At 45.1% G+C, this 16128-nt stretch carries 15 protein-coding genes and 1 pseudogene; 11 read left to right on the forward strand and 5 right to left on the reverse strand.

Features of this window, described 5'->3' with window-relative positions; translation table 11 throughout:
- Positions 1 to 198 precede the first annotated feature (198 nt).
- Genes LOZ91_RS04685 through LOZ91_RS04705 form a run of 5 tightly spaced genes read left to right on the forward strand, consistent with a single transcriptional unit; the run spans position 199 to position 3427 of the window.
- Positions 199 to 1017: an ABC transporter ATP-binding protein gene (locus LOZ91_RS04685; protein ID WP_180001108.1), complete on the forward strand. Its 819-nt coding sequence runs from the start codon at positions 199 to 201 to the stop codon at positions 1015 to 1017.
- A complete protein-coding gene (gene mlaE, locus LOZ91_RS04690) occupies positions 1014 to 1793 on the forward strand; it encodes a lipid asymmetry maintenance ABC transporter permease subunit MlaE (RefSeq protein WP_074383590.1) in 780 nt (259 codons plus the stop codon). The genes LOZ91_RS04685 and mlaE overlap by 4 nt, the downstream gene beginning before the upstream one ends.
- Entirely contained in the window at positions 1793 to 2470 is a 678-nt protein-coding gene (locus LOZ91_RS04695; protein ID WP_180071967.1) for an outer membrane lipid asymmetry maintenance protein MlaD, read from the forward strand. The genes mlaE and LOZ91_RS04695 overlap by 1 nt, the downstream gene beginning before the upstream one ends.
- A gap of 18 nt (positions 2471 to 2488) precedes the next feature.
- Positions 2489 to 3121 carry an ABC transporter substrate-binding protein gene (locus tag LOZ91_RS04700; RefSeq protein ID WP_005094187.1) on the forward strand — a complete coding sequence of 211 codons (633 nt, stop codon included), beginning with the start codon at positions 2489 to 2491 and terminating at the stop codon, positions 3119 to 3121.
- A 15-nt stretch (positions 3122 to 3136) separates the two neighbouring features.
- Positions 3137 to 3427, forward strand: a complete 291-nt coding sequence (locus LOZ91_RS04705; RefSeq protein ID WP_005168745.1) for an STAS domain-containing protein — start codon at positions 3137 to 3139, stop codon at positions 3425 to 3427.
- Between the two features lie 325 nt (positions 3428 to 3752).
- Here the strand turns inward: LOZ91_RS04705 and LOZ91_RS04710 are convergent, their stop codons facing one another.
- Positions 3753 to 4766, reverse strand: coding sequence for a CorA family divalent cation transporter (locus LOZ91_RS04710; protein WP_005168743.1), 1014 nt, complete (start codon positions 4764 to 4766; stop codon positions 3753 to 3755).
- Positions 4767 to 4918: 152 nt separating this feature from the next.
- Between LOZ91_RS04710 and LOZ91_RS04715 the strand changes: the two genes are divergently transcribed.
- Both LOZ91_RS04715 and LOZ91_RS04720 read left to right on the forward strand, forming a co-directional pair.
- Positions 4919 to 5509: a TIGR00730 family Rossman fold protein gene (locus LOZ91_RS04715; RefSeq protein WP_005094184.1), complete on the forward strand. Its 591-nt coding sequence runs from the start codon at positions 4919 to 4921 to the stop codon at positions 5507 to 5509.
- A gap of 31 nt (positions 5510 to 5540) precedes the next feature.
- Positions 5541 to 5942, forward strand: a complete 402-nt coding sequence (locus LOZ91_RS04720) for an NUDIX domain-containing protein (protein WP_005094183.1) — start codon at positions 5541 to 5543, stop codon at positions 5940 to 5942.
- Between the two features lie 3 nt (positions 5943 to 5945).
- Here the strand turns inward: LOZ91_RS04720 and LOZ91_RS04725 are convergent, their stop codons facing one another.
- Both LOZ91_RS04725 and recG read right to left on the reverse strand, forming a co-directional pair.
- Positions 5946 to 6581 carry a phosphoribosyltransferase family protein gene (locus tag LOZ91_RS04725; RefSeq protein WP_100357825.1) on the reverse strand — a complete coding sequence of 212 codons (636 nt, stop codon included), beginning with the start codon at positions 6579 to 6581 and terminating at the stop codon, positions 5946 to 5948.
- Positions 6568 to 8613 (reverse strand): ATP-dependent DNA helicase RecG, encoded by a 2046-nt coding sequence (gene recG, locus LOZ91_RS04730; protein WP_100357824.1) that lies wholly within the window; start codon positions 8611 to 8613, stop codon positions 6568 to 6570. The genes LOZ91_RS04725 and recG overlap by 14 nt, the downstream gene beginning before the upstream one ends.
- A gap of 33 nt (positions 8614 to 8646) precedes the next feature.
- Between recG and LOZ91_RS04735 the strand changes: the two genes are divergently transcribed.
- Entirely contained in the window at positions 8647 to 9462 is an 816-nt protein-coding gene (locus LOZ91_RS04735) for an NAD(P)H-binding protein (RefSeq protein WP_244782735.1), read from the forward strand.
- Between the two features lie 139 nt (positions 9463 to 9601).
- On the opposite strand, the gene plsB is transcribed toward LOZ91_RS04735, so the two are convergent.
- The gene (plsB, locus tag LOZ91_RS04740) at positions 9602 to 12169 is read right to left on the reverse strand and encodes a glycerol-3-phosphate 1-O-acyltransferase PlsB (RefSeq protein WP_244782736.1); all 2568 of its coding nucleotides are present in this window, start codon (positions 12167 to 12169) and stop codon (positions 9602 to 9604) included.
- Positions 12170 to 12454: 285 nt separating this feature from the next.
- Between plsB and LOZ91_RS04745 the strand changes: the two genes are divergently transcribed.
- The 3 genes and pseudogenes from LOZ91_RS04745 to LOZ91_RS04755 all read left to right on the forward strand — a co-directional run bounded on the left by LOZ91_RS04745 (position 12455) and on the right by LOZ91_RS04755 (position 15585).
- Entirely contained in the window at positions 12455 to 13327 is an 873-nt protein-coding gene (locus LOZ91_RS04745) for an acyl-CoA thioesterase II (RefSeq protein ID WP_005094170.1), read from the forward strand.
- 169 nt (positions 13328 to 13496) lie between these two features.
- Positions 13497 to 14248: pseudogene (locus tag LOZ91_RS04750) on the forward strand (IS5 family transposase).
- Between the two features lie 98 nt (positions 14249 to 14346).
- Positions 14347 to 15585, forward strand: coding sequence for a dicarboxylate/amino acid:cation symporter (locus LOZ91_RS04755; protein WP_244782737.1), 1239 nt, complete (start codon positions 14347 to 14349; stop codon positions 15583 to 15585).
- Here LOZ91_RS04755 and LOZ91_RS04760 read toward each other — a convergent pair.
- The gene (locus tag LOZ91_RS04760) at positions 15582 to 16001 is read right to left on the reverse strand and encodes a VOC family protein (RefSeq protein ID WP_100357822.1); all 420 of its coding nucleotides are present in this window, start codon (positions 15999 to 16001) and stop codon (positions 15582 to 15584) included. The two genes, LOZ91_RS04755 and LOZ91_RS04760, sit on opposite strands and share 4 nt — an antisense overlap.
- Positions 16002 to 16128: the final 127 nt, after the last annotated feature.

Raw genomic sequence — 16128 nt, forward strand, 5'->3', positions numbered from 1 at the left:
TCTATTATTTATACAGTGTTTTTAATTAATCAATCTAGTCATTTTAAGCCTAAGTAAATATTTTTATTATAAAAAACACGAAATAATCAATTATTGTCATCTTTTTATGATATTCACCCACCTTTTTCAACTGCTAACATTTTGAACTTCGTTCCTTTATAGTATGCATGCTGAAAAAATGTAGGAATAAACTCAGCTATGAAAAATCAAACAGCGCGAGATGCTCAGTCTTTGATTGAAGTCAAGAATTTGAGCTTCAAACGAGGCGAGCGCGTGATTTATGACGACGTGAGTTTAAATATTCGTCGTGGGCAGATTACCGCCATTATGGGGCCATCCGGAACTGGTAAAACTACCTTATTAAGATTGATCGGTGGGCAGCTGACGCCTGAGCATGGTCAGGTCTTATTGGATGGCAAAGATATTGCCTCGATGTCACGTTCCGAACTTTTTTCAGCACGTGCACGGATGGGTATGCTATTTCAGAGCGGTGCTTTGTTTACCGATATGAGCGTGTATGAAAATGTCGCGTTTCCAATTCGGGCCCATACCAAACTGCCAGAACATCTAATTAAGGAAATCGTGGCATTGAAACTGGAATCCGTCGGCTTGCGCGGTGCAGAGCAAATGATGCCATCGGAACTGTCTGGTGGTATGAACCGACGTGTGGCTTTGGCCCGGGCGATTGCGCTGGACCCTGAACTGATCATGTACGATGAACCCTTTGCCGGACAAGATCCGATTGTGATGGGGGTATTGACTCGCCTGATCCGTTCATTGCGTGAAGCACTAGATCTGACCACGATTATTGTCTCGCATGATGTGACAGAAACCTTATCCATTGCTGATTACATTTATATTGTGGCAGAAGGCAAGATCCAGGGCGAGGGGACACCGGCAGAGCTAAAAGTGCATCCTTCAACTTTTGTGCAGCAATTCCTGACGGGTTCGGTGGAAGGTCCAGTCGATTATCAGTTTAGTCACCGGGCTTATTTAAGTGATGAGGTACGTTCATGAATGCAATTGCCGCATTAGGTAGACGCGTTATTGAACGTGTACAGGGGATTGGGGTCGCAACCCTGATGCTGTTGCAGATCTTATTTTCCATGCCGACCTGGCTTGGGCTAAGACTATTTGTTTATCAGATGTATCGGGTCGGGGTATTGTCCCTGCTGATTATTGTGGTTTCTGGTCTGTTTATTGGTGCCGTGCTTGGCTTGCAGATGTTCAGTATTCTGTCGACCTTTGGCAGTGAATCCATGCTTGGTACAGCGGTGGCGTTGACCTTGCTGCGTGAATTAGCACCTGTGGTCGCGGCTTTGCTGTTTGCAGGACGTGCCGGTTCGGCTTTGACCGCAGAAATTGGTCTGATGAAAGCCACTGAACAATTGTCCAGTATGGAAATGATCGGGGTGGATCCCTTAAAACGGGTGATTTCGCCACGTCTCTGGGCGGGGATTTTCAGCTTGCCTATGCTTTCGGTGATCTTTGCCGCAGTCGGAATTATGGGCGGCAAAATGGTCGGTGTAGACTTTTTGGGGGCTGATGAAGGCGCTTATTGGAGCGGCATGGAAAGCAGCGTGCAATTCTATAAAGATGTCTTGAATGGCACTATTATTAAAAGTTTTGTATTCGCATTAATGTGTACCTGGATTGCGGTATATCAAGGCTATGCCTGTGTACCAACATCGGAAGGTATTGCAACTTCTACAACGCGTACAGTCGTGTATTCTTCACTGTGCGTTTTAGGCTTTGATTTTGTGTTGACTGCGGTCATGTTCGGAGGTGTTTAATGAAATCACGTACTAGTGAGCTGGCCGTTGGTGTTTTTGTTATTTTATTTGGTATTGCCTTATTCTTTTTAGCGATGCGTGTCAGTGGTCTGGTCGGCAGCAATATTTCCGACAGCTATAAAATGACGGCAACTTTTGAAAATGTGAATGGCATCAAGCCACGTGCCAAAGTCGCTTTAAGCGGGGTGAAAGTGGGACAGGTCGATGATATTACCCTGGATCCTGTAACGCGTCTGGCAACCGTACATATGACTTTAGATGGCTCATTGACCTCATTTAATGCTGAACAATTAAAGCAAGTTCAAGAGGAAGCTCTGGACGAGTTACGCTACAGCTCGGACTATGAAGCAGCGACACCTGCGCAACAAAAAGACATGGAAAAACAACTGTTAGCTAACATGAAATCCATCACCAATATTGATGAAGATGCTTATATTATGGTAGCGACCAATGGCTTATTGGGTGAAAAGTACCTGAAAATTATTCCAGGTGGTGGTCTGAGCTATTTGCAACGCGGCGATCAGATTGCCAATACCCAAGGCACCATGGAAATTGAAGATTTGGTGACGAAGTTTATTACTGGTGGTGCCGGCAAATCGTCAGATAGTCAAGAAACTACATCGGAACAGACGACAGTTTCAGAAACAACAGATGCAGAACCTGCATTTGTTGAATAATAGATTGAGGAGAATTCAGTGAAGACTTTAGTAAAACAAACGCTTGCAGTAAGCATTCTTTCAACAATGGTTGCTGGTACAGTGTTTGCTGCACCGTCTGAAGCACCACCTGCTTTTATTAAAAAAGTAGCAGATGGTTTAATTGAGCGCCTCAAAGCTGACAATGCAAAACTGCAATCAAATCCAGCTTTGGTCAAAAGCATTGTGCGCCAGAATCTGGATCCGTATATTGATTCTCAGTCTTTCACACGTATTGTGATGGGCACGTATGCCACGAACCAATATAGTACGGCGGCACAGCGTGCGCAGTTTGAAAAGAATTTCCGTGAAACCTTAATTGAAAACTATGGTTCTGCCTTTGCCAAGTTCAGTAATCAGACTTATAGCGTGCGTCCTTACAAGGCCAGCAACAGCAAAAACCCTGTTGTGACCATCGACTTTAATAACAAAGGCGAGAAAATTCCAGTAGCATTCCAGCTGGTGGACAAGGGTTCACAATGGAAAATCCGCAATATCAACGTATCGGGTATTGACCTGGGTTTGCAGTTCCGTAACCAGTTTGCTGCGACGGTAAAACGTAATGGCGGTAATATTGATAAAGCAATTGCTAACTTTAAACCGGATGCAGAAGCTGCAATCGACAAGAAATAATCAAACAGGTGAGCCGTGATTACATTCAATGATCAGGAACTACAGGTTTCAGGCAAGATTGACTATGACAATGCACAGGACTATTACTTAAATGGTCTGCGTGTGATCCAGTCACAAAGCAAGTTTCCACTTGTGGTTAATCTGGCTGAGCTTGAAAGTGGCAGTACTTTGGCTTTGGCAGTTTTGGTGCGCTGGCTGCGCCAGACTCCTCAGGCTCAAGGGCTACAGTTTAAAGCTGTTCCTGCTAAAATGATGAATATCATTCAGGCCAGCCATTTGCAGGATGATTTAAACATCGTTCAGTAAAAGAAAAGCACCGAAAGGTGCTTTTTTATTGTGATCAAATTTTAAGAAATCATTCAAATCAAATAGATCTAAATATGGATTGCACGTCCTCTCTGCCTCAGGGAGAGAGTTAGAGAGAGGGGTGTAAAAATCCTCCCTAACCATTTTCTTCACTTTTTAAAGAGAAGTTGAAGAGGGATTAAATAAATATGAATTAAATACAGGCATTTCTTGCGCTTCACTTTAATTAAAGAGCAAGTGAGACTTAGAAAGGGATATCTAATAAAAAAACCTCTCCCTGACAGGAAACATCTCTCCCTTTTCAAAAGGGAGGTTAGGAGGGATTCTAGATCCACTTCTTCCATCTAAAGTAAATCAATGGGCCAATCAGGAAGCCAATTAAAATAATACTGACCATGATGAAACTCATGGTGCCTTGTGCAAAGGGCAGCACTTCGGTGTTCATACCGTAAATACTGGCAATCAGCATTGGGGGCGCAAGCATACTTGGCAGAATCGAGAATCGACGAATGGTATCGTTCTGCTCAGTGTTAATGAATCCGGACGTGGTGTCGAGCAGGAAACGCACTTTCTGGAACAAGAAAGCATCATGCTCGACCAGCGAGCGCACATCTTCACTCAGTTCTCGAATATCCGCATCATAAATATGACTGCCCAAGGCGCGTGGACGCGACAGGAAGGTCAGGACGCGGCGTAAGTCAATTAAACACAGTTGCGCTTTACCCAACATATCTTCAAGTTGCGCCAAGCGGGTAATCATGTCATCCAGATCCAGAATCTGTTCACGATGGCGGTTATTCAACACTTCAGTTGAATATTTCTCTAAATCTTTATGCACATCTTCCAGAATATCGGCCAGCTCATCCAGCTTGGCTTCGAGTAAGCCCAATAAAATCCAGGTCGGATCTTTATAATCGATTTCATAATCATTGCGGCGCGCGCGGGCACGAAAGGCGCGAAAAGCCACCAGTTTTTCACCACGCAAAGTAAACAGACGATCCTTGTGCAGAATGAATGCAACGGTTTGTACTGTTGCCAGCATGCTGGATTCATCTTCGTGTTCGTTTTCGACCTGATAGTTTTTATTCTTGGTTAAAAAATAGGTGCTGATATGCAAAATACCGTCATCATCACGGTAAAATCGGGCACTCGAGGAAATATCTTCCAGCGATTTTAAGGTCGGTAAATTTTGCTCGTAGGCATCTAAAATCCATTGCTGCTCTTCCTGTGAAGGCGCAATCAGATCAAGCCAGACTAAATCTGGATGCAGGTCGAAATCACCATTAATCGTGATATCTTCTAAGCTACCGCGCTCTGTGGCGTAAAAGGCTTCAAGCATGCTGTCTTTTCTCCCGGGCGCAGTATGTGAATTGGAATGGGTGTATTTTAGACAAGGAATTGAATAAAAACACTGATATTAAGCAGTTATTTTGGTAAAAAGCGCACTTGCCGCGATTTCGTACAATATGGCGTCAATTAGAGGATGAAATGATGAATTCTATCGCAATTTTTTGTGGTTCAGCGCTTGGCTCGGATCCTCTTTATACGCAGGTTGCCGAAAAAGTCGGTCAGACTCTGGCGGCACGACAGCAAACGCTGGTTTATGGAGGAGGTCGTTCTGGTTTAATGGGTATTGTGGCTGATAGTGCCTTGGCGGCGGGCGGTAAGGTGATTGGCGTAATTCCAAGACAGCTGGTCAATCGTGAGCTGGCACATCCACATATTACCGAGCTGTATGTGGTGGATAATATGCATGAGCGTAAAACCCGGATGTCGGAACTGGCTCAGGGATTTATTGCCATTCCCGGTGGTGCAGGAACACTGGAAGAGATTTCTGAACAATGGACTTGGGCACAATTGGGGATTCATCAGAAGCCTTGTGCTTTTCTCAATACCGATGGTTTTTATGATGACCTGATTAAATTCATCCGTATGACCACGGAGAAGGGTTTTACTAAATCACGTTTCACTGAGGCTTTGATTATCAGTGATGATCTGGACGATATTTTGCGCCAATTCGAAAGTTATCAGCCGCCTGAAGCCAAATGGGGTATGGTTGATCAGACCGACCTTGTAAAATAAGTTATCTAGAATACGCAATTGTAGAAAATAAATGAAAGTGATTACGGTGGCTGCAGCCATTATTTTAAATGAAGCGCAGCAACTGCTGGTGGTTCGCAAGCAAGGAACATCCTGCTTTATGCAGGTCGGTGGCAAGCTGGAGCCAAATGAAACCCCGGAAGCCACCATGTTGCGTGAAATTCAGGAAGAAATTGGCACACAAGCCCAGATTCAGCAATTCATTGGCCGTTTTGAAACCCAGACTGCCAATGAACCTGATCATCAACTGGTGAGTTATGTCTATTGGGTAAGGCTCGATCAAGCACCTAAAATTGAAGCAGAAATCGCTGAAATGAAATGGGTTGATCTGGATGAAAAAGAGGTCTTGCTGGCGCCCTTAACGACTGAAATTGTGATTCCGTGGGTGAAGTCACATTTGCTCGCCCAAGCTTAAATTTTAGATTTGCGCGCCTGCCAGACAGGCTGCATAAATTTTTTGACAACCCAATTGTTCAAGTGTTTGGCTCAGTGCCCGAATCGAACTGCCGGTTGTCACCACATCATCAATAATCAGCACGCGTCGGTAACGAATATTAGACGGTGTACTGATCTGAAATTGCGACTGGATATCTTCGATTCTTTCCAGACGGCTTAAGCCTTTTTGTGAATGCTGTTTCAGCCGGCTAACAGGTTGCCAGATGGGAACATTCAATTTTTTCGCCACATGTTTGGCCAGCACCAGAGATTGATTATAACCGCGTTCGGCCAGGCGTTCAGTCGAGATCGGCATCGGGACTATTGCACTGACTTTGGGTAATTCTAAACTCAACAGCGTACCGGCCAGTAAATTTTGCAAATGCAGCTTCTGTTCATATTTAAACAGCTGAATCAACCGATCCATTGGGTAGGCATAATCGCAGGCAATCTGAAACTGCATTTCTTGACGCTGAATGGTTTGATGTATCCACGGCAACTGCTGCCAGCAATCCTGACAGACTGAATAAATGCTCTGATAATCAGTCTGACACAACTGGCAGGGCTGAAGCGTATTCAGCTTGGAGATTCCCTGTGCCAGTAATTTAAACATAGGCATAACGCGGTGCTTCCGGTAGCCAGCGTTGTAATAACGCCTCAGCCTGATCTGGATAATCTTTTAAAATTTGCTGCGCCACATAATGTGCCTGATTGAGCAGGTGATCATCGCGTTCAAGTTTGGCCACGCGGAAATTCATATCGCCGGTTTGTTTAGTCCCCAGTAATTCACCTGGCCCACGCAATTCCAGATCTTTCTCGGCAATCATAAAACCATCATTGGTTTCACGCATGATTCTTAAGCGTTCCTGACCGTTTTGCGACAGCGGATGCTTGTATAGCAGGGCGCAGAAACTGGCTTTGGCACCACGGCCAACCCGACCACGTAGCTGATGTAGCTGTGACAGGCCTAAACGTTCGGCATTTTCAATCACCATAATGGAAGCGTTGGGTACATCGACCCCGACCTCAATTACGGTGGTGGCAATGAGTAGCTGTAATTCATTATTCTTAAATTGCTGCATCACCGCCTGTTTTTCATCGGCTTTCATTTTGCCATGTACCAGACCGATATTCAGCGCAGGAAAGCGTTCCCGAATTTCGGCAAAAGTGGCCTCCGCGGCTTGGGCATCTAAAGTTTCGGATTGCTCCACCAAGGTACAGACCCAATAGGCCTGTTTGCCTTCAGCGCAATTCGTCGCAATACGTTGCAGAACTTGTTCACGCCGATCCAGTGGAATGGTCACCGTTTGAATCGGGGTACGACCCGGTGGCAGCTCGTCAATCACCGAGGTATCCAGATCACCATAAGCCGACATGGCCAAGGTGCGGGGAATCGGGGTTGCGGTCATCACCAGCTGATGCGGGGACATGCCATCCAGGCCTTTATTTCTGAGTGCAAGACGTTGATCGACTCCAAAGCGGTGTTGCTCATCAATAATCACCAGACCGAGTTTGGCAAACTCGACATTCTCCTGAAACAGGGCGTGGGTGCCAATCACCAGATGGGCGCTCCCGTCCCGAATGACCTGTTCCGCTGCGGCGCGGGCTTTGCCTTTTTGCTTGCCGGATAGCCAAGCGATATTAAGACCTAGTGGCTCAAACCAGCGTTTAAAGTTGAGATAATGCTGCTCGGCCAGAATTTCGGTAGGTGCCATCAACGCCACTTGCCAGCTTTCTTCCAGGGCATGACAGGCTGCGACACCGGCCACCAATGTTTTGCCGGCACCGACATCGCCTTGTACCAGACGTAACATCGGTTTATTGGCTTTTAAATCTTGTGCGATTTCTTTGGATACACGTTTTTGCGCACCGGTCATTTCAAAAGCCAGACTGGCCAGAAGCTGTTTGGCATAGGTTTTACTCGGTGCAAATGAAGGGGCTTCAACCTGCTGAATAAAGGCACGCCGGGTCAATAAACTGATCTGATGCGCCACCAGTTCTTCAAAGATCAGGCGTTGCTGTGCGGGATGCGAACCTTGTGCCAGTTGCAACATATTGGCATTGACTGGCGGATGATGAATATATTCCAGTGCCTGTTTTAACGCATAACCATTGCTAAATTTTGCTGGCAGCAGTTCAGGCAGATGATCGCTATACTGAGCCAAAGCCTGCTGAATATAATCGCGTATTTTTGGCTGGGTCAGACCTTCAGTGGCCGGGTAAATCGCGGTAAGTTGGGTTTGCGGTAGCGGGGTATCTTCAGTAATGACTTGCAGTTCGGGATGATACATTTCCAGACCGCGCGCACCGACCCGGACTTCACCAAAAATTCTTAAACGGTGACCGAGCTTGCAGCGATCGGTGATGCCTTTATAAATATGATAAAAACGCAAAGTGACTTTACCGCAGTCATCATCCAGTAATACAGCCATGGACTTGCGTTTACCCGGCGGGAAATCCACACCTTTGACGATACCTTCGAGCAAATAGCTACGCCCCACGCTCAATTGATTCATGGGAATGATCGTGCTACGGTCTTCATAGTCACGTGGTAGATGAAAAAGCAAATCATCAGTATTGAAGATATTTAATTTTTCAAGTAATGCAGCGGCGGCATTGCCAACGCCTTGTAACTGATGGACTGCAGCCATGTCCCCTCAACCAGATTCGTGATTCGGTGCTCAATGCATATTCTATTTATCGGTTATGGTAAAACATCCCGGCGTGTTGCTAAACAACTATTTGAGCAAGGTCATCAAATTAGCACAATTAGCTCAAGTCCCAAAACAGATTCCTTTGCAACTCATCTGATTCAAGATGTGCATAAACTGAATTTAACGACAGTCACACCGATTGATTGGGTCTATGTATTGCTTAGTCCAAAACAAAGTGCTTTCGATGGTTATCAACAGACCTATCTGGATTCAGTTCAGCCGATTGTCACTGCCTTGAAACAGCATCCAGTGCAGCGGATTGTGGTGGTGTCATCGACACGGGTCTATGGGCAAAATGCTGGAGAAAATATCAATGATGAAACGCCTCTACAGCCCAACGATGTGCAAGGAAAAATCCTGTATCGGATGGAGCAGGCCTATTTAGCGGCTTATCCTGAGCAATGTACAATCATTCGCCCAAGTGGAATTTATGGAACATCGGTAGAGCGCTTACAAAAAATGGCAGTATCTATGACCAGTTATCCAAATCTGCACTGGTCAAACCGGATTCATATCGAAGATTTATCACGTTTCTTGTCACAGATGATTCACGTGGAACATCCTGAGTCTTCTTATATTATGAGCAATAACCAGCCACAGCTTTTACATGAAGTCTTGCAATGGTTTCAGCAGCAGATGGGGCTGCCTTTACTCGAAGTTGAGAACAAGCAGGTCACCGGTAAAAAGCTCTATGCCACTCGGATGCAAAAAACAGGATTTGAATTAAAGCGTACAGATTGTTTTGAGGATTATTTGGAACTAATGAGGAAAAGTAATCCCTCCTAACCTCCCTTTAAAAAGGGAGGATTAAATTCCCGTTCCTTGTAGGAGAGAGCTGGGGAGAAGGGGAAGGATTTTAAATTCCCCCTCATCCCCCTTATGAAGCAGTGCTTCCCATCTCCTGAAAGGAGAGAGAATAAAAGCTTTACTTCTTTTTGCGCTTGGCACGTTTCTTGGCTTGTTCAGCCGCAACTGCATCAAGTGCTTCTTTGAGTTCTTCATCGGTAAAGGCGGTGATGTGATGCAGCATCTGTAATTTCACTTCATCCAGTACCAGATCTGCATATTGCGCTACGTTGGTCAGCTGCTCATCAAAAACAATGGCATTGTCGTCATTGGTACACAGATAACCTTTTTGGGTTAAGACTTTAATAAAGCTCTGAAACAGGGCTTTGTCGAAGAATTCAGGCGAATTGAATTCGTATAGAACTGATAAACGCTGACCGACCAGATAGCTCAATTCTTCAACCTGACGGGTCGAAATATTGCCTGAACCACGCTGGGTAATCAGTGCCAAAGTCATGTAATAACGTTCCAGACTTTGAGTCACTGGTGCAGCCAGAACTTCGAGCTGATGATGGACTTCAGTATTGGGTGCCGGAGCAAGCAGATTTTCACCATCTTGCGTGATCAGTTTGGCAGAAATCAAGTTATCAATATGCGCATTGACTTGATCCTGAATCTCATCTTCACGCCATTTTAAAAACAGCTCTGCTTTTAGGAATGGGTACAGGGTGCTGCTGATGTTGACGACATCATCACGGCGAATCGTTCCATTGTGTTCAGCCAGTGCTGCAATCAATGACGGAAGCACAAAGGAATGCACGATATTGTTACGGAAATAAGTCAGCAAAACTGCCTGATTATCTTCAATGGCAATGATATCGCCCAGCACATGTTTTACCCGCTTGATCAGTTTCAGCTTCATTGCATAGGCAATAATTTCTTTGCCTGAAAGCGGGGTAACTTCCATCCGCTCATCATAAGGTAATGCCGCCAGCAGGGTACGATAAGTATCAAGCTGCTTGATACAGATTTCTTCATCCAGCGTATGTTTCGGTGTCGCCAACAGGATCAACGATAATAGCGATACCGGATTGATCACCACTGCACGGTTGATATTTTCCAGAATCGCTTGCGCAGAGCTGTTTACTGCATCAGAAACTGCTTGTGGAATTGGATCATCGTTCTTTTCAATTTTAATATTTTCTGCGCCATGCTGTTTCAGGATGTCATCCAGAAATACCGGCTCACCAAAATTCAGATGCACTTTACCGAAAATGCGTTCAATTTTGCGCAGGGTTTTGACAATACCAAAAATAGATTCGGCTTCTTTCGGCTTGCCGCTCATCTCACCGACATAAGTGCCGCCTTCCATCAGGCGTTCATAACCGATATAGGTCGGTACAAAGACAATTGGTTTGGCTTTGCCGCGTAAATGACCATGCACGGTCATCGCCAGCATCCCAGTTTTAGGTGGTAGCAAACGACCAGTACGTGAACGACCACCTTCGATAAAGTATTCCAGTGGGGTATTGCGTGATAGAACGCTATATAAATATTCTTTAAAGACTGTGGTATAGAGCGCATTGCCACGGAAAGTACGGCGGATAAAGAAGGCACCGCCACCACGTAAAATCTGACCCACAAAAGGCATGTTCAGGTTATCGCCCGCAGCGATATACGGCACCATCAAGCCACGACGATAGATCACATAAGACAATAACAAATAGTCGATGTGACTGCGGTGACATGGGGTATAGACAATCTCATAATCTTTGGCCAGTTCACGCACGGTACTGAAATTATGTACTTCTACGCCGTCATAGAGTTGCGTCCATAAGCGGGTCAGAGCTTTATCGGCAAAACGTACAGTCGAATGAGAATAATCGGAAACGATTTCGTTCAGATAACCAATGGCACGACGTTCAGATTCCAGCATCGAGATTTTACTGCGAATACTGTCATTGCGAATCGCAGCCTGTACATCTGGCGATTTGATTAAACCGTGCATGACATTACGGCGATCGGACAGATCCGGCCCGAGAATCACTTCGCGCTGCCCATCCAGATAATCATTTAAAGTGCTAACAATATAAGTCGCTGGTGCTGAATTTGGATGCGTTTTTTTGGCATGCTCAATCATGGCACGTAAAGACTGGGGTTCGTGAAACTCTAAATAAGACTGACGGCCATGCAGACCGATATTGACCAGTTGCTTGACCCGGCTTGGCGTAGACCAGGTATCGGTAAATAGCAGTTTGAACCAGGAATCTTCTTTTTCAGGTTCACGTCCCCAAAGCACCGTGACTGGCACCAATTCCACATCTAGTTCAGGATGTTGTTCCAGGATTTCAATCAGGCGTAACAGGCGCGGCGGAAACGCATGCGGCGGTGAGCTGAGCAGGTTATTTTTATCATGATGCTGTAAAAACAGCAGCGAAGCTTTTTCCTTACTATTGCCCAGTTGCATTGGATCGAGCGCAGCTGGCAACTTTAAACGGCGGGTTTCTGCATCGACGACCAGCGCATTACTACGCGAATGGTTCTGTAAAACGTAGCAGACCAGCTTTCGCGATTCTGTTGCAGTCTGATCAGGTTCAGGTGCTGTCACTTCACTTGGTACTTCCCCAAGAACATGAGGGGTAACCACAAGATCAAGTAGCTTACTTGAAAGCTTGCGATACATTTGACCAAAGCCATTCTTGGACATAGCTGCTCCTAATTTTACTGACCAAAACCACAGGACTTCTGAGGGGATTTATTTTTGCGGGTTTCCAAAGCGAAACCATATATCTTTTTTTAACAACTTCAACAGAAGTGCTCTAATTTTAGCGTGAAAGCAGATGCTTTTCCTAGTCACTTATGACATCAGTATGACAGAACAGTCATGCAATCTTTAGAGTTTCGGTCTGATTTTGTGGCAGAATATTCCAGATTAATTATTTAGATCTGTTTTTCCATTTTTGGGATATCTCCAATATTACGTAGGTTGCTTATGAATGCCTTAACACAGGAACTGGTCGAGCTGCTCAGCTTGGAAAAGTTAGAAGAAAACATTTTTCGGGGAATCAGCCGTAATCTGGTGGGCAAGCGCGTGTTTGGTGGGCAGGTTTTAGGGCAGGCACTCCGCGCTGCGTCTTATACCACAGACCGTCCGGCACACTCGTTACATGCCTATTTTCTGTTTGGTGGAGATGTCAATGCACCGATTATTTATGAAGTGGATCGTATCCGTGACGGCAAGAGCTTTGTCAGCCGTCAAGTACGTGCAATTCAGCATGGTCGCACTATTTTTATGTGTATGGTGTCTTTTGCGCATCAGGAAGAAGGTCTCAATTACCAGATTTCAGAGCCGGAATATCCGCCAGCAGAAAGCCTGAAAAATGAAGCAGAACTGATCAAACAAATGATTGAGTTTATTCCGGAAAATGTCCGTGCGTCCTTCACCCGTGATCGTCATGTCGAGATTCGCCCGATCAATCCGCAAAATCCGTTTCAGCCGCAACCGGAAGCGCCGTCTTATGCGCACTATATCCGCACGCATGACCGAATTGCTGCAGAAGTGGATCAGATTTCTTTGCATCAGGCCATTGCCGCTTTCTATTCAGACTTTACCTTGATGACCACGGCACTGCGTCCACATGGTCTGAGCTATATTTCGCCAAGCCTGCAATGTGCCAGTATTGACCATGCCATGTACTTCCATAAGCCATTTCGTGCCGATGAATGGATGCTATATGACATGGATGCCACCCAGAGTGCCAGTTCGCGTGGTCTGAATTTTGGACGGATGTGGCAGAATGGCGAACTGGTCTGTAGTACCACGCAGGAAGGGCTGATCCGCTTACGTGAAATCGAAACCCAATAATTTTTATATTTTTGCTCAAAAAGCCGAATCCCAGATTCGGTTTTTTTGTTTTTAATCCGCAGAACAATCATTATTTGAGATCTTGTTCTAGGGCGTGTCCTCATTTGAAAAATTGGTTTTAAATACTTAAAATCCTCCTTTAAGCTCTTTTGATTTCTATATTTTTTCAATGGCACGTACTCTTCTCACCGATGATATCTGGCAGCAAATTCAAGATACTATGCGATTACACGGTTGTTACTGTTCAAAGAATAGTAGAAATATCATGGAAGCGATCTTATGGAAACTGCGTACAGGCGCCACATGGCGTGATATTCCCCAAGAATTTTGTCCTTGGCAAACTGCTTACAATCGCTTTAATCGTTGGGCAAGCAAGGGATTGTGGGATAAATTTTTTTTAGATTACGAGGCGTCTTGGATCAAGAATGGGTATTCATTGACGGAAGTTACATACGCGTGCATCAACATGCAAGTGGAGCTCGGCATGGTTTCGAAAGAGCAATTGGACAATCACGTGGTGGACGAACAACAAAAATACATCTTGCAACCGACGCGAATGGATTACCGATTGATTTTAAAATCACTGGGGGTGACGTCCACGACAGTCAAGTTGCAAAACAACTGATTGATACGGTAGACGAGGCAACTTATCTCATTGCTGATAAGGGGTATGATGCTGAGCACATTAGAATTTATGCCAAGAACAAGAATATGATTCCCATTATTCCATTGAGATCAAACAGTAAGAGATCGAATAAGGAATTTGATAAATATCTATATAAATTAAGACATTTAGTTGAAAATGCTTTTGCGAGATTAAAACATTTCCGTGCTATTGCAACTCGATTTGATAAACTGGCACGCAATTATAAATCTATGATTCGTATAGCCTGTATATTTATTTGGTGCAAAGCCAAATGAGGACACACCCTAGGCACGCGTTTATAAAATATTACTCGATTCTGTAGAATCGGCATGGCATAGTGCCGCTTAAGATCTATATTAAAATGCATGAAAAGATGAGCTTAAATACGCAAATTTTAATTGCCGCCGTATTGGGGGTGCTGTTTGGATTTTTACTCACAATATTTCCGCAGACCTCATTTTTTGATGTCAGTTTATACGGCATCGGCATCGTCAGCAGTGTTTTTATCGGCTTATTAAAAATGCTGTTGGTTCCGCTAATTTTTACGTCGATTGTGGTCGGGGTATCTAATCTACAGGCAGGCGGACAACTGAATCGCACCTGGAAAATCACCCTGATGTGCTGTGTGACCACAACGACTTTGGCACTCATTTTAGGTCTGGCCTGTGCACATCTGTTTGATGTCGGCAAGGGTGTCGATGTACTGATGTTCCAGGATGCCATGGCGCAGCATCAGACTCCGGACACCTTAACGCCATCTTCTTTCTTTACCAATTTTATCCAAAATACCCTGATCAATCCATTTAAGGCATTTTCAGATGGCAATGTCCTGGCAGTGGTGGTCTTTGCCTTGTTTGTCGGTGTGGCACTGGTCGCAGGCGGAGATAAATTCCGTACCGTGCGCAAGTTGAGTCACCAGTTTTTTGAAATCATGATGTTGATGATTGGCTGGGTGATGAAACTGGCACCTTTCGGTATTTTTGCTTTATTGGCCAAGCTGATCGCGACTGAGGATATTTCGGTACTCAGTCGTCTGGCTGAATTTGCGGCCGTGGTCACCGGAACCACCATTTTCCATGGCATCGTGGTATTGCCTTTATTGCTGTGGATTTTTGGCAAGATGGATCCGATCACGTTCTTTAAAGGCACACGCGCTGCTTTAATTACTGCATTTGCCACCAGTTCCAGTTCGGCCACCATGCCACTGTCAATGAAATGTGCGCAGGAAAATCTGGGCGTACGTCCGCATACGGCAGGTTTTGTGATTCCACTGGGAACACAGCTGAATATGGATGGCACAGCACTCTATGAAGCAGCCGCCGCCTTGTTTATTGCCAATTTAATGGGGCTGGATCTGAGTTTAGGGCAACAGATGGTGGTCTGTGCCACGGCAATGATTGCATCCTTAGGCGCACCTGGGATTCCAAGCGCTGGCATGGTCACCATGATTATGGTGTTGCAATCTGTGGGATTGCCTGCCGAGGCGATTGCGATTTTATTGCCGATCGACCGTTTACTGGATACGGTACGTACCGTGGTGAATGTGCAGGGCGATATGATGATCAGTGTGGTGGTAGACCGGCATACCCGTGAACCTGAAGCGCCGGTTTAATCTTTATCTAAGTCCGGATTCCAGACAATTTCCCAGAGATGACCATTGGGATCCTGAAAATAACCAGCATATCCGCCATAAAAGGTGGTGTGTGCAGCTTTGATAATTTTAGCGCCCGCACGTTCAGCCAGTGCCATGATCTGGTCAACCTCTAATGGACTATAGACATTATGTCCCAGCGCCATTTGGGTTGGGCAGATCGGACTCAATTCAAGACCGGTATCTTGCTGAAGGCTGCGCTGCGGCCATAAGGCAAGCTTAAGACCGGATTGCAGTTGAATAAACGCCACCGCACCATATTCAAATTCCTGCCCCATAATTTCGTCGCTTTTAAAGCCTAAACCCTCACAATAAAATTGCAATGACTGTTCTATGTCCTGAACAGCCAGCGTAATCACAGAGATAGATGGTTTCATAATGGGTTCCTGATCTAAGGCTGATCAAGATTTATTCTAATATGAATCAGGATTTAATCACTAAGTAAACAATGCAGTCTTCATGTAAAAACAGGTAAATCTGATCAATCCGGCGCTGCTATCACTT

The sequence above is a fragment of the Acinetobacter sp. F-1 genome (assembly GCF_022869025.1).
Lineage (GTDB): Bacteria > Pseudomonadota > Gammaproteobacteria > Pseudomonadales > Moraxellaceae > Acinetobacter > Acinetobacter pseudolwoffii.